Origin of the sequence: Mucilaginibacter phenanthrenivorans (assembly GCF_024721155.1) — a bacterium.
In the GTDB taxonomy this organism is placed as follows: Bacteria; Bacteroidota; Bacteroidia; order Sphingobacteriales; family Sphingobacteriaceae; genus Mucilaginibacter; species Mucilaginibacter phenanthrenivorans.
Window position 1 is genome coordinate 306,737 of sequence record NZ_JAHVAP010000001.1, and the last position, 21,325, is coordinate 328,061.

The 21,325-nt window shown below is 43.9% G+C and carries 15 protein-coding genes; 13 read left to right on the plus strand and 2 right to left on the minus strand.

The window, feature by feature from the left end:
* Positions 1–61: 61 nt before the first annotated feature.
* Together KXD93_RS01320 and KXD93_RS01325 are read right to left on the minus strand one after the other, a co-directional pair.
* Complete coding sequence (locus tag KXD93_RS01320) at positions 62–1,675, minus strand: Na+/H+ antiporter (protein WP_258135053.1); 1,614 nt, start codon at positions 1,673–1,675, stop codon at positions 62–64.
* A 104-nt stretch (positions 1,676–1,779) separates the two neighbouring features.
* The gene (locus tag KXD93_RS01325) at positions 1,780–2,508 is read right to left on the minus strand and encodes a GntR family transcriptional regulator (RefSeq protein ID WP_258135054.1); all 729 of its coding nucleotides are present in this window, start codon (positions 2,506–2,508) and stop codon (positions 1,780–1,782) included.
* Positions 2,509–2,779: 271 nt separating this feature from the next.
* Here KXD93_RS01325 and KXD93_RS01330 point away from each other — a divergent pair, with 271 nt between their 5' ends.
* The 13 genes from KXD93_RS01330 to KXD93_RS01390 all read left to right on the plus strand — a co-directional run bounded on the left by KXD93_RS01330 (position 2,780) and on the right by KXD93_RS01390 (position 21,308).
* Positions 2,780–4,597: a class I mannose-6-phosphate isomerase gene (locus tag KXD93_RS01330; RefSeq protein WP_258135055.1), complete on the plus strand. Its 1,818-nt coding sequence runs from the start codon at positions 2,780–2,782 to the stop codon at positions 4,595–4,597.
* A gap of 3 nt (positions 4,598–4,600) precedes the next feature.
* The gene (locus KXD93_RS01335; protein WP_258135056.1) at positions 4,601–6,028 is read left to right on the plus strand and encodes a sugar porter family MFS transporter; all 1,428 of its coding nucleotides are present in this window, start codon (positions 4,601–4,603) and stop codon (positions 6,026–6,028) included.
* A gap of 26 nt (positions 6,029–6,054) precedes the next feature.
* Positions 6,055–9,192, plus strand: coding sequence for a SusC/RagA family TonB-linked outer membrane protein (locus KXD93_RS01340; RefSeq protein WP_258135057.1), 3,138 nt, complete (start codon positions 6,055–6,057; stop codon positions 9,190–9,192).
* A gap of 21 nt (positions 9,193–9,213) precedes the next feature.
* Positions 9,214–10,848, plus strand: coding sequence for a RagB/SusD family nutrient uptake outer membrane protein (locus tag KXD93_RS01345; protein WP_258135058.1), 1,635 nt, complete (start codon positions 9,214–9,216; stop codon positions 10,846–10,848).
* A 22-nt stretch (positions 10,849–10,870) separates the two neighbouring features.
* On the plus strand, positions 10,871–12,001 hold the full coding sequence (locus KXD93_RS01350) for a SusE domain-containing protein (RefSeq protein ID WP_258135059.1): 1,131 nt from the start codon (positions 10,871–10,873) through the stop codon (positions 11,999–12,001).
* A 66-nt stretch (positions 12,002–12,067) separates the two neighbouring features.
* Positions 12,068–13,267, plus strand: coding sequence for a glycoside hydrolase family 76 protein (locus tag KXD93_RS01355; RefSeq protein ID WP_258135060.1), 1,200 nt, complete (start codon positions 12,068–12,070; stop codon positions 13,265–13,267).
* Between the two features lie 95 nt (positions 13,268–13,362).
* A complete protein-coding gene (locus KXD93_RS01360) occupies positions 13,363–15,714 on the plus strand; it encodes a GH92 family glycosyl hydrolase (RefSeq protein ID WP_258135061.1) in 2,352 nt (783 codons plus the stop codon).
* Between the two features lie 37 nt (positions 15,715–15,751).
* Complete coding sequence (locus KXD93_RS01365; protein WP_258135062.1) at positions 15,752–16,960, plus strand: glycoside hydrolase family 76 protein; 1,209 nt, start codon at positions 15,752–15,754, stop codon at positions 16,958–16,960.
* 150 nt (positions 16,961–17,110) lie between these two features.
* A complete protein-coding gene (locus tag KXD93_RS01370) occupies positions 17,111–18,325 on the plus strand; it encodes a glycoside hydrolase family 76 protein (protein ID WP_258135063.1) in 1,215 nt (404 codons plus the stop codon).
* Between the two features lie 241 nt (positions 18,326–18,566).
* Positions 18,567–19,412 carry an ABC transporter ATP-binding protein gene (locus tag KXD93_RS01375; protein ID WP_258135064.1) on the plus strand — a complete coding sequence of 282 codons (846 nt, stop codon included), beginning with the start codon at positions 18,567–18,569 and terminating at the stop codon, positions 19,410–19,412.
* Entirely contained in the window at positions 19,405–20,175 is a 771-nt protein-coding gene (locus tag KXD93_RS01380; protein ID WP_258135065.1) for a hypothetical protein, read from the plus strand. The genes KXD93_RS01375 and KXD93_RS01380 overlap by 8 nt, the downstream gene beginning before the upstream one ends.
* Positions 20,176–20,179: 4 nt before the next feature.
* Entirely contained in the window at positions 20,180–20,581 is a 402-nt protein-coding gene (locus KXD93_RS01385) for a GntR family transcriptional regulator (protein WP_258135066.1), read from the plus strand.
* Entirely contained in the window at positions 20,571–21,308 is a 738-nt protein-coding gene (locus KXD93_RS01390; protein ID WP_258135067.1) for a hypothetical protein, read from the plus strand. The genes KXD93_RS01385 and KXD93_RS01390 overlap by 11 nt, the downstream gene beginning before the upstream one ends.
* Positions 21,309–21,325 lie beyond the last annotated feature (17 nt).

Genomic DNA, 21,325 nt, shown 5'->3' on the forward strand with positions numbered 1-21,325 from the left:
ATAAAACGGAAAATATACTGAGCAGGGGAGTTATTTCGGAAGAATTTATGACAAGATGCTATCAATCAATAGCTTCAAAATGCTGACGCAGCTTTTCCTCCTCCAGGTCCAATAGTTCGAATTGTTGTTTTACAAGTTCGTCGCTGATGTTCTCCTTCTTATTGAGGATAAGAAGCAAGGCGCGTTGCTCCTTTAATAAATGCGCCATTACCTGGCGGTAATCCTTATAAAAAACTTTGGCCCGTGCTTCGTTATCACCTTTCTCCCAATCCTTTAGCAGGTCCATATCGGCATTGTAACGTGACACCAGGCTTTTTATCATCGCGTTACCTTTTACCAGTTCTCTGTACTTTTCATTCAGTATAGTTAGCGACAGGTGTGCCAGCTTTTTCCTTACCAGTTGTCGCTGTTGCTCCATGGAAATTGTCAGGTCAGGGTCTGGCATGTTTACCCATTTTACAACCAGCGGCAGTGTAAGGCCCTGGAGAACCAGGGTAACCAGTATCACTGTAAAAGTGATGAATAAAATCATGTCCCTGTTAGGAAAGGGTTGTCCGTCAGCCAGTGTCAATGGGATGCTGAGTGCTGCCGCCAGGGAAACCACACCCCGCATGCCCGTCCATCCGAGCATGGTAGGAGCTCTCCATCCTGGGCTAGGGTCAGCCACGGTAATAATCCTGCTCATGACCATCGTAATAATCGTTGCGGCATAAGTGCATAAAAAACGGCCGACAATTAACACGCCGGTAATGATCAAACTATAATTAATAGCGAGTTTCAATCCGCCCGCTCCAAGATTCTTGATGACCACCGGGAACTCCAGGCCAATCAGTATAAATACGATGCCATTTAGTACAAAGGCAACGGCTTCCCAGACATTGACGCCCTGCAGACGGCTACGGTGCGATAGGAATTCTTGCCGCCTGACCGATAAAAACAGCCCGCCGCTCACCACCGCTAAAACACCCGAGACTTGAAGCTGTTCAGCCAACATATACATTGCATATGGGGTGATAAAGGTAAGCACTACATCCATATTAGTGGTTGTAGGCAACCAGCGATGTATGGCATAAAAAAACAACGCCACCGCTATCCCGACAAAAATGCCCAACACAATTACAGTGACAAAACTTGCAGCGGCTGCCCCGAACGCAAAAGTGCCTGTAAGCACTGCCGCCAGCGCAAACCGGAAGACCACAAGGCTGGAGGCATCGTTCATCAGGCTTTCGCCCTCCACAATTGTTACAAAGCGTTTGGGTACTTTAATGGTTTTTAAAATAGCGCTGGCAGAAACCGCATCAGGCGGGGAAACGATACCGCCTAATAAAAAGCCCGCAGCTAATGTAAACCCCGGGATGAGTGCGGCCGATACAAAAGCTACCACACATGACGTGAGAATAACCACCGGGAAGGCGAAGCTGCTGATCACCCGCCGCCACTTCCAGAAATCCTTCCATGATGTGTTCCAGGCTGCCTCGTATAGTAATGGCGGCAAAAAGATTACAAAAATAAGGTCTGGCTGGATTTCTATACCGCGCAAAAAAGGCACAAATCCTAATGGTAATCCAACAAGCACTAAAAGGATAGGGTAGGCGACCCTGATTTTTTGGGCCAGCATAACCACAAAAAGAATGATCACCAGCAGGCAGGTGTATTGTATTACGGCGTGATGCATGCACTAAAATACAACAAATCCCAGCAATGCCTTAATTTTTGTTACGGTATGTTGATCCTGAGTAGCTGCCGTGGTGGATTTCGCAAAAGAAATTCCCGAAGGGACTACCGCCTGCTTTCTACGGTATAAACAAAGCTGTCCGCCTTATAATAGCCAAGGTTATATTCAATTGGCCGCTCTCCCTGGTCGAATACGAAGCGTTTTCTAAATAATACCGGGCCGCCTGTTTGGATTCTTAACTTATTAGCAGTCGATGTATCTGCTGCATGGGCACTGATTTCCTCTTTGGATAGGGTAGCTATGATCGAATATTCATTTTCAAGCATCTCGTACAGGGGCCTTTTGAAATCCTCGTCGCCGGTTAAGCCAATCCGCGGATGAAAATAGGAAATGAAATAAACAAAGGGTTCATCAGGACGTCCCCTCACGCGTTCCATTTTCAAGACTTTCCGGTCGGGTTTTATTTCAAAAAAATTAGCCAGCGCCTCATCAGGGAAGACCCAGCTAACGTGCAATTCAAAGTTTTTAATCGGGATCCCGCGCAGCTTCATTTCCTGCGAAAAGCTAAGCCAGTTGTTCGACTTTGAACTAACTGCCCCTTGCGCAACTTTAGTCCCCGTACGCTTTTTGCGGATTAGCAAGCCTTCGAAAACGAGTTTATTGATAGCTTGTCTTAAGGTTGTGCGCGATATGGCGAGTTTATTGGCCAAATCAACCTCGTTAGGTAATACCTTGCCGTTTTGATATTCTTCATCTGCAATTAAATTCCTTAAAATCGTCTCAGCCTGGGCATGAAGCGGGATAGGGCTTTTGTGGTCGATAGAATACTTCATCAGTTTAATAATTTACAATAGTAAACATTTTTGCAGACTAGTTTTATTGTTTGGACATGTTTTATAGGCGCTTAAAACGTAATTCCCTGCACTTGTGAGCTGTTACTAAATATTTCAATAAATAATTTGGATTAATGAAATTATTTATATGTTTGTACATTATAACATTATAGACCATTTGTTAAAGCTTTCTTGAAACACATGCAAGGCATCCTCACTTTGAGGTTTTTTATGTGATAATTAATATGTATGTACATTACTACAATTTAATATGAATTTGAATACTACTACTGATAACACTGCTAACAAAACCGAGACAGAAAAACAGCTGCGCAAATCGTCGCAGTATCTTATGCCAACGCGGTTGGACAATTATAATACAGCCGATGGTGTTTATGATATTTATCCTGTCTCCAATCTTGGAAACGGTAAGATCTTTAATGGCTATGCCTCGTTAGCGCAATGGATAGTTGCCCAAAAAACAGTAGTTATCGATGGGTATGAAGGTGTATTTTATAATACCATAATTGAGGAGCTTGAAAAACAAATTAATGCTGAAGGCTTAGAGGTAAACTGGGTGAAAACCTCAGACTACTTAAAATCTTCAGAAGAAATTAATGAGTTAATACAGCCATTCTTAGGCGAAGGCGATTCAGTATGGGGTACCAGGTGTACATTGCAATTACAGGACTTTTACCGGGCGGGTGATTTAAGTGCGCAAACGCCCGATAATGCCTGCGACATCAATATTGTAATCGGTACCGCTGCGATTTTATGTAAATGGGATGCGCCGGTAATTTATATCGACCTCCCGAAGAACGAACTGCAATTCCGGATGAGAGCCGGCTCTGTTTATAACCTTGGGGGCGATACCCTTGCCGAACCGTTCCTGATGTACAAACGGTTTTACTTTGTTGATTGGGTGTTATTGAACCAGCATAAAAAGGAAAATTTAAATAAAATAACGGTAGTAGCAGACGGCCAGTGGCCCACAGATATTAACTGGATGCTGACAACCGATTTTAAGGATGGCCTGAATAAAATAAGTAAATCAACAATCAGGGTTAGGCCATGGTTCGAGCCGGGAGCCTGGGGCGGGCAATGGTTAAAACAACATATCCCAAACGTGAATGAGGACGTGGTAAATTACGCATGGTCGTTCGAACTGATCGTGCCGGAAAATGGCCTGGTATTCGAAAGCGATGGCTGGTTACTGGAAGCTTCATTTGACTTTTTAATGTTCCATAACCACAGGCAGGTGCTTGGCAAACATGCCGATAATTTTGGTCATGAATTCCCGATCCGCTTCGATTTTTTAGATACCTATGACGGTGGCAACCTGTCCATCCAATGCCATCCGCGCCTTAAATACATACAGGATGTATTTGGTGAAACTATTACCCAGGACGAAACCTATTACATACTTGATTGTGAAGCCGACGCTAACGTTTATTTAGGTTTCCAGGAAGACATCGAACCTGAAAAATTCCGAAATGAATTGGAAAGGAGCCAGGATGAAAATATTGAGCTTAACATTACCGATTTTGTGCAATCACACCCGGCAAAAAAACACGATCTTTTCTTAATTCCTAACGGCACGGTGCACAGCGCAGGCGCGGGTAACCTTGTGCTGGAGATCAGCGCGACCCCATACATATTCACCTTTAAAATGTACGACTGGCTGCGGCTTGACCTGGACGGCAACCCGCGCCCGATAAACATCGACCATGCATTCAATAACCTGTACTTTGACAGGAAGGGCGAAAAAGTTAAGGAAGAACTCATATCCAAACCATCGGTTATTGGCGCGGGCAATGATTGGGAGCTAATTCATCTTCCGACCCATGCCGAACATTTTTACGATGTACACAGCATTGATTTTGACAGCGAAGTAACTGTCGAAAATAATGATTGCTGCCATGTAATGATGCTGGTTGAAGGTCATTCAGTATTAGTGGAAACAGCCGACGGGAGTAAAAGAAAGTTCGCTTATGCCGAAACATTCGTGATACCCGCGGCCGCAACCGGCTACAAGCTTACCAACCTTGGTAAGAGTAAGGCAAAAGTTATCAAAGCATTTTTAAAATAAACCATGAGCACAGCAACAATGAATATTTCAGTAAAAAAGAGCAATACCTACTTATACCTGGTTTGCCTGGTGGCTGCCCTTGGTGGTTTTTTATTCGGGTTTGATACAGCTGTAATATCGGGCACCGTGAGCCTGGTAAAGCACGATTTTAACCTTGATGCCATTCATGAAGGGTGGTTTGTGAGTTGCGCCCTGCTTGGCTGTATCATAGGCGTAAGCATCTCAGGTAAATTGAGCGACAAATACGGTCGTAAAATTGTGCTCATTCTTTCAGCCATTCTATTTCTTGCTTCGGCATTGGGGTGTATGCTTTCAGATTCGTTTACAACACTAATTATTTTCAGGCTGATAGGAGGCCTGGGGATAGGGGTAGCGTCGATGGTATCGCCGCTATATATCTCTGAGTTTTCCCCATCCCGCTTCCGTGGAATGATGGTTTCTCTTTACCAATTGGCATTAACCATAGGTATTGTACTTGCTTATTTTTCAAATGCTTACCTCGTTAATCATTCCGGTGGCTCATTTGGCAGCGGGAGCATGGACAGGATTTTTTCGGCCGAGGTGTGGCGCGCCATGCTTGGTTTGGGAGCGCTTCCGGCTGCCGTGTTCCTCATCTCGTTGTTTATGGTTCCCGAGTCGCCAAGGTGGTTACTCTTGAGGGGGCAGGAACAAAAGGCACAGGATATTTTAACAAAGATTGATGGTGCACATGCCGCCAAAAACGAGATCGCCGCTTTTAAGGCTACGGGTGACGATGATGCTGCGGGCTCCTTAAAGGAGTTGTTTAAACCGGTTTACCGCAAAGCACTGTGGATAGGGTTATTACTGCCATTCCTTTCGCAGGTATGTGGTATAAATGCGGTGATCTATTACGGGCCAAGAATACTTGAGCAAGCGGGATTTACCCTGAATAATGCCTTAGGCGGACAGGTTACCATTGGGCTGGTAAACGTTGTCTTTACGTTCGTAGCCATTTTTACTATTGATAAATGGGGTCGCAGGCCATTATTATTTGTAGGGATTGGAGGCGCAGTATTATCACTAATTGTTATTGGGATCCTGTTTGCCGCCGGACTTACTTCCGGCCCCTGGATCCTGATCTTCATTCTTGCCTTTATAGCCTGCTTTGCATTTTCGTTCGGCCCGGTTTGCTGGGTGGTGATCGGGGAGATCTTCCCGAATGCTATCAGGGGCAAGGCCATGGCTTTAGCAACACTTTCATTGTGGATAGGCAATTTCCTGGTGGGCCAGTTAACGCCGGTAATGCTGGAGGGCCTCGGCTCATCATGGACGTTCTGGATCTTCGCGATCTGCTGCTCACCCGCCTTATGGCTCACCTGGAAGCTGATCCCCGAAACAAAAGGCCGGTCGCTTGAAAATATCGAATCGTACTGGAAGGAAAGTTTTAGCAAACATCAATCTAATAAATAACCAATCAACCAAGTAAACTAATAATTATGAGAATTAAACTACTACACAAATTAGGAAAGATCAAATGGCTGCCTGCCTGCTTGCTTGCGGGGGCCATAACGCTGCCCGTATCATTCAGTTACGGTGCAACAGGCGGTGATTTGAAAACCCACATTGCCACTGTTGTAAGAATAAGCGGAACGGTGACCGATGAATCCGGGCAGCCTTTGCCGGGGGTTAGTGTAACCGTTACCGGAACGGCAAATGGCGTAGTTACCGATGTGAAGGGAAATTACACATTAAATGTTGCCGATGCGGATGCCGGCAAAACCTTAACCTTTTCATTTTTGGGTTACGATAAGCAGGAAGTAGCCATTAACGGCAAGGCCGTTATTAATGTTAGCCTGAAGCCCGGCACCAGTAAACTGAACGAGGTTGTCGTTGTGGGTTACGGCACACAAAAAAGATTGAGTGTTACCGGAGCGGTTAGTACAATCAGCTCAAAGGATATTGAAAACAAGCCGGTATTAAATACTTACCAGGCATTGCAGGGTGAATCGCCGGGTTTGATTATTCAACAAAGCACCCTTGATCCGGGAAGCAACGTTTTAGTAAACATCCGGGGGGTGGGTACACTAGGGGATAATACACCGCTGGTTGTTATTGACGGTATAGTTGGCGGCGATTTAAACACAATAAACCCCAATGATATTGCAAGCGTATCTGTGTTAAAGGATGCCGGCTCGGCGGCTATTTACGGTTCGCGCGCTGCTAACGGGGTTATAGTGGTAACAACAAAGGGCGGCAGGTTAAACCAAAAGCCAAGCGTAACCTACAATGGCAGCTATGGTTTGCAAGATGCCGATGTGCTGGTGAAAAAGGTTAGCGCGTCCGACAATGCGTACTACAAAAATGAATCGCTTGTAAATTCAGGTTTACCGCCGGCTTACTCACCCGATCAGATCCAGGCATTAAAGGACGCCGGTAACGGAACATGGGATGTTCAGCATCTATTGAAAAAAGCACCACAGCAATCGCACAATGTAGCCATTACAGGGGGCAGCGAAACCAGCTCCTATTATGTATCAGCCGGATACCAGAACCAGGGTAGTAACCTGATAGGTAACGGCGGCGACGGTGCCGATTTTGGTTACCAGAAATATAACCTGCGCTTAAACCAGACATCGGTAATTGGTAAATTTAGGGCTAACATTATCCTGAACTATACCAAAACCCGCAACAAAACAAATAGCGTTGGCGACAACAATATTTTTGCCGATGCAAACCGTGTTCCGATAAACTATAGCTGGACGGATGCTAACGGTAACTATTTGACCAATCCGGTGGCATCCCAATACAACGAATATGGTGTATTACAAAAGGGTGGGTACAACCAGGCAGATAACGATCAAATCTTCGGAGCCTTTAATGGTCAGTTAAGCATCACGAAGGATCTGAAAATAACCGGTGTATTTGGTGGTACAGTTGAAAATGACGGTACTTTTTATAAAAGAACACAGGTTAATTACTTGCCATCCGGAGTTTACGGTGATGACCGCGCGGTATTGGACGGGAACGCCAAATCGTTGCTGATGAACACCCAGGTATACGCTGAATATGGCAAAAGCATTAAGGAACATACTTTTAAAGTTGAGCTTGGCGTATCGAGCGAAAACTATACAGAAAGAGGCTTCCAATTGCAAAAAACCTTGACTGATCCACAATTAGGCACACCAACCACCGGTACAATAGTTGACCCGGTTAGTTCGAATAACAGCATTGCAATTAATGCAAATAGCTTGCTTTCTGTTTTTGGCAGGCTGAACTATTCTTTTAAAAACAGGTATTTCCTGGAAGCTACATTCCGTGATGACGCATCATCAAAATTCGCTAAAGGAAATCGCGCCAGCTTTTTCCCGTCGATAAACGGTGGTTGGCTGATCTCGGATGAATCGTTCATGCAACCGATAAAAAATACAGTAAACAGCCTAAAGCTGCGCGCAACCTACGGGATACTGGGTAACCAAAACGTAGGCAACTACCAATATCAAACCACATATTTCAACTATGCAAGTGCTTACGGCTTCAACAATATCCCGGTTGGCGGCGCAGGTACCTTATTGTCGAACCATGACCTTACATGGGAAAAGGCAGCGACCTTAAATATTGGTTTCGACGCATCATTTTTTAATGATAAGATCACTACATCATTCGATTACTTTAACAAGGTAACCAGTAATATTTTACAACCAAGGTATGACGTTCCTGTGCTTTTTGGAGCCGCATTGCCTGACTATAACGTGGCTAAGGTAAGAGATAAAGGATGGGACTTTGAAATTACCTACAACTTGAGGGGGAACAACCTGACCCAAAGTTTTAGTGCTAATATATCTGATAACCAGAACAAATTACTGCAGTTAACAGGCGGAACAACTGAGCAGATCATTAACCAGGACGTGTTCCAGTTAATCAGGAAAGTAGGCCAGCCGGTAACCCAATATTATGGTTATGAAACCAATGGCTTTTTCCAAAACCAGGCTGATATAAATAATTCACCAAAAATTGCAGGAGCCGAAGTTGGCCCGGGTGATTTGAAATTTAAGGATCTGAATGGTGACGGGAAGATAGATGACAAGGATAAAACTGTATTAGGTAATCCATTCCCGCGCTACACCTTTGGCTTCACTTACAGGTTGGCAACCCATGGCTTCGACTTTTCGATGTTTATACAGGGTGTTGGCAAAAGGGACGAGTTTTTACGGGGCGAGCTGGTTGAGCCATTCCACTATAATTATGGTGCAACCCTATATGAGCATCAAACCGATTTTTGGACACCTGCAAATCCTGATGCAAGATTTCCTAGGTTGGCTGCTATCGGCTCGCCATCAAATACCTATAACTGGCGTACAGGTTCTGATCTATACAAGTTTAACGCCGCCTATGTAAGGTTAAAGAACGTCAACATTGGTTACACGTTTGCAAAGGATGTAACCCGGAAACTTGGCATTGAGAAATTAAGGGTTTCCCTTATCGGGCAAAACATGTTTACCCTCACCAAGCTGAAGTTTATCGATCCTGAAACAACGGAATTTGGTAACAACTTAAACACCAGTGCATTTTCAAATAGCGCCAGGGCCTATCCGTTGCCGGTATTTTATGGAGCCGGACTTGACGTAACATTTTAACGATATTTTAAAAATACAGATATGAAATTTTTAAAGAAGCTTTACATTATATCCTTTGCAGCAATTGCAATGTCAGGATGTAAAAAACTAGATATAGCGCCAACAGACAAGTTTTCGGACCTTACCTTTTGGAAGGTTGACCAGAATGTTTATAGCGCGTTGTATAATAATTACAGCTTAATTTATAACAGTGCCTTATATTTCAATCCCGAAGCGGTTTCTGACAACGCTTATTCGCCTGCCGGTGATTTAAACCTGATAGCAAGCGGTAATGCAACTGCCAATACTGCCAAGTTTGTTGGTGATTGGGGCTACTACTATTCAGCCATAAAATCATGTAATATTTTCCTGGCAAATATTGATCAAAATACAACCCTTGGCGCTGCCACAATTGCAAGGCTTAAGGCTGAAACCCGCTTTATTCGTGCATTTGAACATTTTAACCTCACCAAATGGTATGGCGATGTACCGATTTTTGACCATGATGAAACACCGGATGAGGCAAAAGCGGTAGCCCGGTCACCAAAGGCCGACGTGGTTAAGTTTGTATTGAGCGAGCTTGACGCCGCCGCTGCTGCACTGCCGTCGAAGGATGCGATGCCTGCGAGCGAAAATGGCAGGATAACCAAAGCCTCTGCCTTAGCTTTAGAGGCAAGGGTTTTATTGTACCAGGGTAACCGGATGGCCGATGTAGTAGCCGTTTGCGAAAAGCTAATGAACGACCAGGGGACTAACGGAACTTACTCGTTAAACCCAAGCTACAGCGACTTATTCAGCAGCCCTACAGTTAACAAAACCAATAGCGAAACAATCCTTTCCATACAGTACGTACCTACTATCCGCACCTGGCAGGATTTCTGGGACTTTGCGCCACGCTCTGTTGGTGGTCGCGTAAGTAATATGGCCCCAACGCAAGAATTGGTTAATGATTATATTATGCTGAACGGCAAAGGAATAAACGACGCCGGCTCAGGATATAATCAAAACAACCCTTATGTTAACCGCGACCCAAGGCTAACCGCAACTGTTGTTTACGACGGCTACCAGTGGAACAGCGGCGGCGGCGTTAACGGATCGAACAAAATTATCTACATAAAACCTGGTTCAGACCCTGTTCAACCCGGCGCTGATGAATATACACCAAGCTCACAAAGCTCATCGGCAACGGCATACTACTGGAGAAAGTATTTCGACCCAAGTGCGCAGGCAAGTTATGTGTCGGGTAACAACCTTCATTTAATAAGGTATGCGGAAATCTTGCTGGACTACGCGGAAGCAAAGAACAGCCTTGGACAAATGGATGCTACAATTTGGGGGAAAACCATTGGCGCGCTGCGTACAAGGGCCGGCTTTACCGATCCGGGAGCATTAACTTACCCTGGGACTGGCGATATGACCAACATCATCAGACGCGAAAGAAGAGTTGAGCTGGCTATGGAGGGCTTACGTGTTGACGATATAAGAAGATGGAAAATAGCTGAGACCGTGATGAACGGTTATGCACACGGCGCTAAATTCTCGACAGATCAAAGTACCGATAATGGCTACATCAGGACACAGAAACGGAAGTTTGACCCGGCCCGAGATTATTTGTGGGCAATACCATCAAACGAGATTGGTTTGGATCCGCACCTGACACAAAACCCTAATTATTAATTGAAAAAATTAAAGAAGAAATATGAAAGCATTAGTAAAATCAAGCTTTATGGTGATGTTAGCCATAATTGCTTTTACATCCTGTAAAAAGGATACAAGGACCCTGAACCTTGGCCTCAACCCGGTTGGGACGCTTAGCGCGCCATCGGACCAGGCTGATATTAAGTTAGCGCCTGCAACCGGAGCAAGCCTCGTGTTCCAATGGAGCGCAACGCAGGCCGCTGATGGTGATCTTGTACTTTATGAAGTAGCCTTTGACAAGGCGGACGGTAACTTTAGCAAACCGGTTTACAAGACGCTTTCTGATGGTTCAGGTGTTCAGCCCCAGGCTACCATCACTCAAAAGGACCTGAACAAAATTGCATCATTGGCGGGGATCCAGGCATCAAGCTCAGGTAAGATCAAATGGGCGATAATAGCATCAAAGGCGACAAATAAAGTAGTTAGCACCGTTTCAAGAAGCTTAACCATTGAAAGACCAGCCGGTTTTGCCGTACTGCCTGATGCGTTGTTTCTTACCGGAACAGCTACCGAGGGCGGTACCGATATGACGAAGGCTGTTCCGTTTAAGAAAACTGCCGACGGTGTTTTTGAAGCTTACACATCGTTACAGGCAGGTACTTATCAGTTAACCGACAAAGCAGACGGTAGCGGTACCAAATATTATATTGATGCTAATGGTTTGATTCAGCAAGGCAGTTCAGCCACTACCGTAACAGGCGGTACAAAGGTATTCAGGTTGGATTATGATTTTAACGTAGCCACTACAGATGTTACGGAAATTACGGGTTTAGGCTTGTTTATGTCGGCTTATGACAGTGAGATCGGGCAGCTAAAATATGTTGGTGCCGGTACCTGGGAAGCGGCAAAGATCCCGGTTACCTTCTACCAGTTTTCATGGGGACGGGATGAGCGGTATAAATATATCTTGCATACATCAGCCGGACTTGAATACTGGGGCAGCGAAAATTTAAACAATAATAATTATCCGCCATCGGTAACTGCAGATTACTACTATCTTTTGCCTGTTACCAACGACCAATGGAATAACACTTATAAATTTGACCACGCCGCAGATACCAAAGCTGTAAAAGCGGATGTATACTTTAAGGCTAAAGATACCTACACACAGGTAATTACTGTTTTACAGTAATACCTGCTTAACAAACGATGCGCCTGCAGCCAATTGCGGCAGGTGCATCGTTAAAGATCACATACTATGAAAAATATTTTATACGGAGGAATGGCTGCTTTATTAATTTTGGCATCGTGCGGCAAGGAAAAGGTAACGCCTCAAAAAGGGAACAACGGAGGCAATACGCCGCCAGATACCACTGTCACGGTTTCGGCTTACCTGACAAAGGCGCTTCAGACAAATGAATTTGTTACCGATAACCTGCTGACTTCCTACGGCGGTTACCGCGCAAATACAACCACCGAAAGTAGTACCAGTTATGAATGGTACAATGCAAGCCAGATTTATGCTGATGCTGCGATGGTCGGCATCGGGAAATCGGCGTATGCTACAAGTATGAACAAAACCTTTCATTGGCTTGATGGCATGTGGGATAAGGGTAACGTAATAGGCGGATATTTCGCGTTTTCAAATCTTGACGGCAGCGGCTCGTCAGGCACAAAATATGTTGATGATAACTCGTTAACCGGCGTGGTTTTCCTGGAAGCTTACGAAGTAAGTACAGATGCCACTACCAAAGCAGCTTATTTAACCGCGGCAGAAAATACCGCCAACTGGATTATAAACAGTGGCTTATGGGATAACACTTTTGGTGGTGGCTTTTGGTGGAACACCGATAAACCGGTCAAGCCCACACAAACCAATGCAATTGCTTTGCAGCTTTTTTTAAGACTGTATAAAATAACAGGCAAAACACTTTACCATGACTGGGCGGTTTCTGTAAATACCTGGCTTAACACTAAAATGTTAGGCAGCAACGGCTTGTATATATGGCAAATTGAAGCAGGAGGCAAAGTGGATACCCAAAACTTTACTTATGACAATGCCATAGTGGTTGAAGACGATATACTTTATGCCGATATAATGGGCGATGCGAGTTACCTTGCTAAGGCGCAGGGACTGGCCAATACAATGATTAGCGTTTTATGGAACAGCGCACACAACGTATTTATTTTTAACACCACCGATATAAGGATGAACGGCTGTTATAGCGGCTGGGCGTCAGAGGCATTTATCAAACTTTACGAAGCCGATAAAAACTCAAGCTGGCTTACCTACGCAAAAGGCAATATTGATGCGATTAATGTGGTATTGCGGGACGCGGCAAGTTTTGGCTATTATCAATATGCGGGTTTGGATGGTGCAGGCAGGTATACCAATCTGGAGGGTGTTGATCAGGCATGGATGCAGCGGATCCAGGCGATGCTTTCAAAATATAAATAAAGATTTTTCTTAGCGATGGGTTTCAAATTCATCGCTATTCAAGAGGCTTGAGGACAGTTATTGCTTCCACAGGCCAGTTACCAAATAATACTTAAATGAGAACAATCAGATCATCCTTTTTCGTGCTGGCGTTGTTGCTGTCAGGGAGCATCGTAAACGCGCAAAGTTTATTAAAATATGTAGATCCGAATATCGGGACAGCGCATAGCAGGTGGTTTTTTTATACCCCGGCGGCAGTACCTGGTGGTATGGCAAAGTTAGCGCCGTCAACCAATGCCCATTACGGTAATAACCAGGGCTGGGAGGCTGTGGGCTATGATACCCGCCAAAACTCCATCGAGGGCTTTGCCCATTTCCATGAATGGCAGCTTGGCGGCGTTAGCTTTATGCCTACAACCGGCCCCTTAAAAGTAAAGCCAGGAGCGCTTGATACGCCGAATACCGGCTACCGCTCACACTTCGACCGCAAGAACCAGGTGGCTGAACCGGGATACTACAAAGTGTTACTGGATGATTACAATATAACTGCCGAGCTTACAGCAACAAAAAGGGTTGGCTTTCATAGATATACTTTTCCTGAAAGCAATCAATCGCACATTATTCTTGACATCGGTAGTGTACAAGGCGAAAGCGGCCCGGTTATGGACGCCGGCGTTAAAATGATTGATGCCACTCATTTTGCTGGCTTTGTGATTACCTATCCCAAATATGTAAAAAGCTATGACGAAGGCGGCAGGGTTAATATGTATGTGTATGGCGAGGTAAGCAAAAAGCCTGAAAGTGTTGGCTCATTTACCGCTGCGGGAGTTACCCAAACTTCGTCATCAGCCAAAGGAATAGGGGCGGGCTTGTTTTTTGATTACAAAACTACCAAAGATGAATCCATTGAAATAAAAGTAGGGCTTTCTTATACTTCAGAAGCTAACGCCAAATTGAACCTGCAAACGGAAGCGAACAACCTAACCTTTAACCAGGCTAAAATAAACGCGCAAAAAATCTGGGAGCGGGAGTTGGGCAGGCTAAAGGTTGAGGGCAGAGATGATACCACCAAAATAAAATTCTACACCGGCCTGTTTCATGCCTTACTGGGGCGAGGGATTGCCAGCGATGTTAACGGAGCTTATCCTGCGCATGGCGGAAAAGTTGGACAGTTATCACTTGATGGCCATGGCAAGCAGAGCTATAACTTTATGAATACCGATGCTATTTGGGGCGGATTTTGGGATTTAACGCAGTTATGGTCGTTATCATACCCCGGCTGGTATGAGGATTTTGTGCATACGCAATTGCAGATCTATAAAGACAAGGGTTGGTTTGGAGATGGAATTGTAAATAGCGAATATGTATCAGGCGTAGGAACGAATTTTGTTGGCTTGACCATAGCGGCAGCTTACCAGGTCGGGATTCGGAATTATGACGTTAATTATGCTTACCAGGCGGTACTGAACAACGAGCTAGGGTATAAAAATCGGAAGGTAGGATCGGGAAAGATGGATACGAAGGCGTTTTTGAAATACGGTTACTCGCCATTTATCGAGGATGATAAAACAGACTCAACAGGTGCGCATTTTTCGGCATCACATACATTGGAATACAGCTTTAGCGCTTTTGCCGCGGCCCAAATGGCAAAGGACCTGGGTAAAATGGATGACTATAAAAAGCTGATTAAATATTCAAACGGCTGGCGTAATCTTTATAACCCGGTGAATAAATTACTTCAGCCTAAAAGAGCAGACGGTACATTTATTGACAAATTTGATCCGTATGCACCATGGCGCGGTTACCAGGAGGGGAATGCCATGCAGTACACCTACTACGTACCGCAAAACCCGGCAGCTTTGATTTCGACCTTTGGAAAAAAAGATTTCAATACTAAGCTGGATAGTATTTTTATAGAGTCTGAAAAGGGAGGTTTTGGCGGTGGCAAGGTGATCAACGCTTTTGCCGGAATCAACGCTATTTATAACCATGGCAACGAACCGAGCCTGCATATCTGTTGGCTGTTCAATTTCTCAGGTAAGCCATGGTTAACCCAGAAATGGACCAGGGTGATCTCTGACGAATTTTATGGAATAGAACCGATCCACGGCTATGGTTACGGACAGGATGAGGACCAGGGGCAATTAGGCTCATGGTATGTAATGACCGCGCTCGGTTTGTTCGATGTAAAAGGGTTTACCGATTCAAAACCGATAGTTGAGCTGGGTAGCCCTGTGTTCGACAAGGCGACCATTAAGCTTGGCAATAATAGAACGCTTACTATCGAAACGAAAAATAATTCGAAGAAAAATATGTACGTGCAGTCGGTTCTGTTTAATGGTAAGCCATTAAACAATTGCTGGTTGTACCGGGATGAACTGATGAAGGGTGGTACAATGGTATTTACTATGGGTAGCCAGCCAAATAAGGCATGGGGAAGTAAAACACCGCCGCCATCTGTACAGTAGTTATTGTTTAAGAAGATCATCTACCTAAAATAGAAAAATGGATTTAAAGCCAGTTAAAATATGGCCTATGCTGGTGTTTTTGACCGGTATATTAATGTCGCAAGAAGTTGCTGACGCACAGCAGCGCACAAAATCAGCTGAGTATCTGCGCCGGGCGGAATTGATGTACAATAATATTCAAAAGTATTACCGGGTGCCGGCACACCCGCATCTTTATCTTGAAAATTTCCCATCATCAAAGCACGATTCCCTCGATTATATGCAGGGAAGCAAGGTCAAGGAAAAGGAAGTGAGCTTTTTATGGCCTTATTCGGGTGTATTTTCGGCGACAAATGTGCTGCTGCATATTCCATCCCAAAGAAAAAAATATTTGCCGTACCTGGCTGATATGGCTGCCGGAATGGAAACTTATCGGGATACCACCCGAATGCCTGTTGGCTACCAGGCTTATCCGTCGATGTTTGAAAAGGCCGACAGGTATTATGATGACAATGGCCTTGTGGGGATAGAATACATGGAGTCTTATTTTAATACGAAGAGCGCAGTATATCTTAACAGGGCAAAGGATGTTTTTAAGTTTATCATCAGCGGATGGGATGACCGGCTTGGCGGCGGCGTGTACTGGGTAGAGGGGCATAAGGACCAGAAGCCGGCGTGTAGTAATGGTATGGACCTGCTGGTGGCGTTCAAGCTTTATAAGGCAACAAGGGATTCTTATTATTTAACCTGGGGTAAACGTTTTTATAACTGGATGGAAGCCAACCTGCGTAATCCTGACGGTGTTTTTTACAACGATAAAAAAACGACCGACGGCGCTGTTAACGAAACTTACTGGACGTATAATTCAGGCGCAGTACTGGAGGCAGCGGTAATGTTGTACCAATTTACCGGCGAGAAAAAATACCTGGCCGAGGCGCAAATTATCGCCAAAAACACAACGCAACATTTTATTGATTTAAAGCATGATGCAAACCTATCCATGCAGATAGACCTGCCGTGGTTTGTAACAGTATTGGCCCGTGGATACCAGGCATTATATAAGGTGGGCGGTAATTATGTTTACTTGTCGGCTTTAGAGAAGAACCTTGATTATGCATGGGAAAATACCCGCGATAAGTATGGCTTCTTAACAAAAAGCTGGACGACCAATGCGACAGAAATGGCTAAGCCTAAATGGCTGCTGGATGAGGCGTGCATAGCGGAACTGTACGCGCGGTTAAGCGAAGTGGAGAGCGGACGTAAATAGCAATTGGCGAACGATGTGATAATTAAAACGGCGGATAGTTGAGTTATGTCGACAATAATGTACATACATTATTACATATAAACCTCTATTGAAGCAGATCTGTGTTGGATGAAATTAAAGGTAACGAAACCAAATTTTAAAACCTGATATATGAAAAAACAACACTTAGTTAAAGGCCTGGCAGCATTGTTAATGCTGGCATCAGTCGGATCCTGTAAAAAGGAGATCAAAAGTTCCACTTCACCACAACTTTCAAAAAAGGACATTAAAACGCCGTTAAACAGCAGTTCGGCCTATTGGAACCTTGCCCAGCAAACGCACAGCTTTGTTGTCGGTAATATCCTTACAACCTACAACAGTTACCGGGTAAACACCACCACCAACAGCTGTTATGAATGGTATAACGCCAGCCAGATCTACGCCGATGCCGCATTTGTAGCCGTTGGTGATTCGCGCTACGCGGCGTATATGAATAACAGCTATACATGGATGGGGCACATGTGGAACACGGGATCAAGCCTGGGTGGCTATTTTTCAGCGGCGAACACCGATGGTTCGGGGGCGGGCGGAGACCAGTATGTAGATGATAATGCCTTAACAGGGGTTACTTATCTTGATGCCTATAATGTAACCACCGGGACGACACAAACCAACTACTTAAATTCGGCCAAGGCTATTGCCAACTGGCTGATGAACAGCGGCCAGTGGGATACTACTTACGGTGGTGGTTTTTGGTGGCATACCGGCACACACGACCTTAAGCCCACCCAGACCAACGGCCTTACCATGCAATTGTTTTTGCGTCTGTATCAAATTACGGGACAAAGCTTTTACCTCAGTTGGGCCAATTCCGTACGTACATGGCTTGAGGGGAACATGTATGATAGCACTTCAGGTTTATACATCTGGAAAATTGATGGCGCAGGGGCAGGGACCAAGCACACCGAGAAATTCACTTACGATAATGCCATTATGCTGGAAGCCGATCTTTTATATGCAACTATTGCTGCTGCACCAACCTACACTACCAAGGCACAAAATTTAGGTATAGCCATGAATACTACTTTGTGGAACAGCACCTATCATGTTTACATTTTTAATACAACCGACGGCAGGATCAACCCTGCCTGGTGTGTATGGGGATCACAGGCAATGATCAAACTTTACCAGGCGGATGGTAATACCGCCTGGCTTGACTACGCTCAGCAAAATATCGATTATATGAACAGCAAGCTGCGCAACAATACCACGTTCGGCTATCACAGCTTTTGCAATTTTGATGGCAGCAACCTGATCAATGATTATGAGGGTGTTGACCAGGCATGGATGCAGCGTACACAGGCATTGTTGTCAAATTATCGATAAGAAGTACTAGGATAAGCATATTGATCTATATGCAGATTTAGTTGGTTAAGGCGTTCCGGGATGAGATCCGGAGCGCATTTTTATTGTACAAAAAAGACGCTGAATAACGATTTGGGTGATTGTTTATTCCTATCGGTTACATTTGCCCGGTTAAATTTTATTTTTCAAATAATTTGTTAATCTCAATATTTCTATTCTATATTTGTAGTGTACTATTATACTAATACACTGTAGTGATAAAATGATAGAAATTAAAGGCTTATGTTTTGGTTACCGGCGTAAACCACTGCTTTTTAAGGACCTGGATCTTAACTTAAGTGAGGGCCATATTTATGGTTTGCTTGGAAAGAATGGGGCCGGTAAATCAACCCTGCTAAAAAATATGATCGGCCTGGCTTATCCTGAAAAGGGGAAAGTGTTATTTAACGGGAGCAATGTTGCGGGTCGGCCGGTGTCAGTTTTGGAGGATGTTTACTTTTTAGCAGAGGAACTGTTCGTACCGTCATTAACGCCGGGTCAGTTTGTGACTAATACCGGAGTTTTTTATCCCAAATTCAGCATCGCAGATTTTTATCAATACCTTAAAGTGCTTGATATCGATCCTGATTCAGTAATGGATAAGCAATCATTCGGACAGCAAAAAAAGACGATGATCGCATTCGGACTTGCTACCAATACCAGTTTGCTGATAATGGATGAGCCTACCAATGGGCTTGATATTCCATCAAAGGTTCAGTTCCGCAAATTAATTGCCTCTGTTTTAACCGAAGACCGTTGTATAGTTATCTCCACTCACCAGGTGAGGGACCTTGATAGCCTGATCGATACATTGCTAATCCTACACGATCGGGAAATTGTTGTAAACAGCACAGTTGAGGAAATAACTGAAAGGATAACCTTTGGCGTATTTGACAATACAAAAAATTTGGATGTGTTGTATGAAGAAGACGGAATGCGTGGCAAAAATGCCATCATCAAAAATACTAACGGAAAGTTTAGCAAGATTGATCTTGAGCTATTTTTTAATGCGGTAACTCAGGGTAATAATTCACTTATAAAAATTCTTAACGCCGCTGAATATGAATAACGTGTTTAATTTAAAACGGTTTGGCCGTTTGTTTAAAAAACAATTTTCGGAGCATTACAAAACATACCTTATGGCGTTATCTGTGCTATTAGGTGTGATGCTGGTGGGGGGCAGCTTTTTAGTCTATTTGATAGGTGAACCTATTGATCTGAGTATGCAGGTGGTACTTTTTGTAGTGATATTCTATCTGGCAGGAACTATTTTCACAAGTTCCATATTTGCTGATACAGGCAATCATACCAAGGCCATTGCTTATTTTACTTTACCGGCATCCCATTTTGAAAAATTCCTGGTTGGCTGGTTGTTTTCCTACGTAATATTCACGTTGGTTTACACGGGCAGTTTTTACCTTGTATTATTATTCTTGCTAAATATTAAACATTGGCCAAATCAGCACATCACCGTACTTAATATTTTTTCAGGCGAAACACAGATACTTTTTATAGCCTTCTCATTACTTCATAGCATATCAATTTGGGGCGCAGTTTTTTTTAAGCGGCTGCATTTTATACAAACCGCCTTTTGCTTTTTTATTTCGGTAGTGATGCTAACGCTCGTTAACACCTCATTTATTGAATCTATGGTAGGCCGGCAGGTTAGGCCGGCGACTCCTTTTAGTAACATCATGTTTTATGAAAATAACAGGAATATAGCAGTAGCAGTATCCCGACATGACGATACGTTAATTTTTTGGATTTTGGTCAGCGTAACTGTAATTTTTTGGATTGCAGCATATTATAGGTTAAAGGAAAGGCAGGTATAGGGATATGGAATTTAAAGATAACGAAGCCATATACCTGCAAATAGCGGCTTATGTGTGCGATAATATCCTGCTTGACAAATGGCCGCCGGAACAAAAGATTCCGTCGGTGCGGGACCTGGCTATTGAACTGGAGGTAAATCCAAACACGGTAATGCGATCGTACGAGTTTTTGCAGAAGCAGGAAGTGGTTTACAACAAGCGGGGATTGGGGCTGTTTGTAGCCGCTGACGGTTACGAAACGGTAAAACGGCTGCGTAAAGAAAATTTCCTAGCACAAAACCTGCCCGAACTATTTAAAAATATGTACCTGCTGGATATTTCTGCAAAAGAGATAGAAGAGCGGTTTGAAAGTTTTAAATCAGCAAATTACAGCACAACAACAGACAAAAAGAACGATGAAAACTAGTATTAAACTAACGATAGCTGCTGTTTTACTGATGGTAACATCAATGGTGTTTTATGACCTTATGCTTAGGAAATCGTTTCTTAGCGGCATCTATAAGGATCAGTTTAATGATTATGTAACGTTAGATTTTAAGGATTTTAACGCAATAAAACTGGGCGCTTCAACCGCTGTAAATGTTATTGTTAAACAAGGCGCATTTAGCGTACGTATTGATCCTATCGCAAAGGAATATACTATCGTAAAACAAGTTGGAAAAACACTTTATATAGACACCGCTTTTCCGGGAGGGTTTCTAAATGCCCGGGGAGCGTATGTGATGACGATAACCTGTCCCGATCTTAAAAGATTTGATGCAGATGCGATTTACATGGCGGGCGACCGGCAGATTACAGATACACTCGCAAGTGAGGATTTTAAATGGCGGCCAACCATTATCAGCGGTTTTACACTTGATAGTTTAAGACTTTTCGAAACGCACGCGAGCTCAATAATTCTCCAGCAAAATAATATTGGGGCATTTACTGCTACGGTTGGGTTAGCTAAAGGGAGCAGGTCGGACTTAACAATCCTTGAGGATAATCAATTAAAAAAAGCAAGTTTAATTATACTTAACAGAAGCCAGCTTCAATTACGTGAAGCTGCCATCCAAAACCTGGATTACCAAATTGCAGATAGCGCCAAATTAATATTAACCGGCGCTGCTACCAAATCACTCATAAAAAAATAACCCTTAAACTTTAACAG

Bases quoted from the DNA above. Each gene is read 5' to 3' on its own strand.
- KXD93_RS01320 (WP_258135053.1), bottom strand. From the start codon at position 1,675: ATGCATCACGCCGTAATACAATACACCTGCCTGCTGGTGATCATTCTT.
- KXD93_RS01390 (WP_258135067.1), top strand. From the start codon at position 20,571: ATGAAAACTAGTATTAAACTAACGATAGCTGCTGTTTTACTGATGGTA.
- KXD93_RS01360 (WP_258135061.1), top strand. From the start codon at position 13,363: ATGAGAACAATCAGATCATCCTTTTTCGTGCTGGCGTTGTTGCTGTCA.
- KXD93_RS01380 (WP_258135065.1), top strand. From the start codon at position 19,405: ATGAATAACGTGTTTAATTTAAAACGGTTTGGCCGTTTGTTTAAAAAA.
- KXD93_RS01385 (WP_258135066.1), top strand. From the start codon at position 20,180: ATGGAATTTAAAGATAACGAAGCCATATACCTGCAAATAGCGGCTTAT.
- KXD93_RS01340 (WP_258135057.1), top strand. From the start codon at position 6,055: ATGAGAATTAAACTACTACACAAATTAGGAAAGATCAAATGGCTGCCT.
- KXD93_RS01330 (WP_258135055.1), top strand. From the start codon at position 2,780: ATGAATTTGAATACTACTACTGATAACACTGCTAACAAAACCGAGACA.
- KXD93_RS01375 (WP_258135064.1), top strand. From the start codon at position 18,567: ATGATAGAAATTAAAGGCTTATGTTTTGGTTACCGGCGTAAACCACTG.
- KXD93_RS01325 (WP_258135054.1), bottom strand. From the start codon at position 2,508: ATGAAGTATTCTATCGACCACAAAAGCCCTATCCCGCTTCATGCCCAG.
- KXD93_RS01370 (WP_258135063.1), top strand. From the start codon at position 17,111: ATGAAAAAACAACACTTAGTTAAAGGCCTGGCAGCATTGTTAATGCTG.
- KXD93_RS01365 (WP_258135062.1), top strand. From the start codon at position 15,752: ATGGATTTAAAGCCAGTTAAAATATGGCCTATGCTGGTGTTTTTGACC.
- KXD93_RS01335 (WP_258135056.1), top strand. From the start codon at position 4,601: ATGAGCACAGCAACAATGAATATTTCAGTAAAAAAGAGCAATACCTAC.
- KXD93_RS01350 (WP_258135059.1), top strand. From the start codon at position 10,871: ATGAAAGCATTAGTAAAATCAAGCTTTATGGTGATGTTAGCCATAATT.
- KXD93_RS01355 (WP_258135060.1), top strand. From the start codon at position 12,068: ATGAAAAATATTTTATACGGAGGAATGGCTGCTTTATTAATTTTGGCA.
- KXD93_RS01345 (WP_258135058.1), top strand. From the start codon at position 9,214: ATGAAATTTTTAAAGAAGCTTTACATTATATCCTTTGCAGCAATTGCA.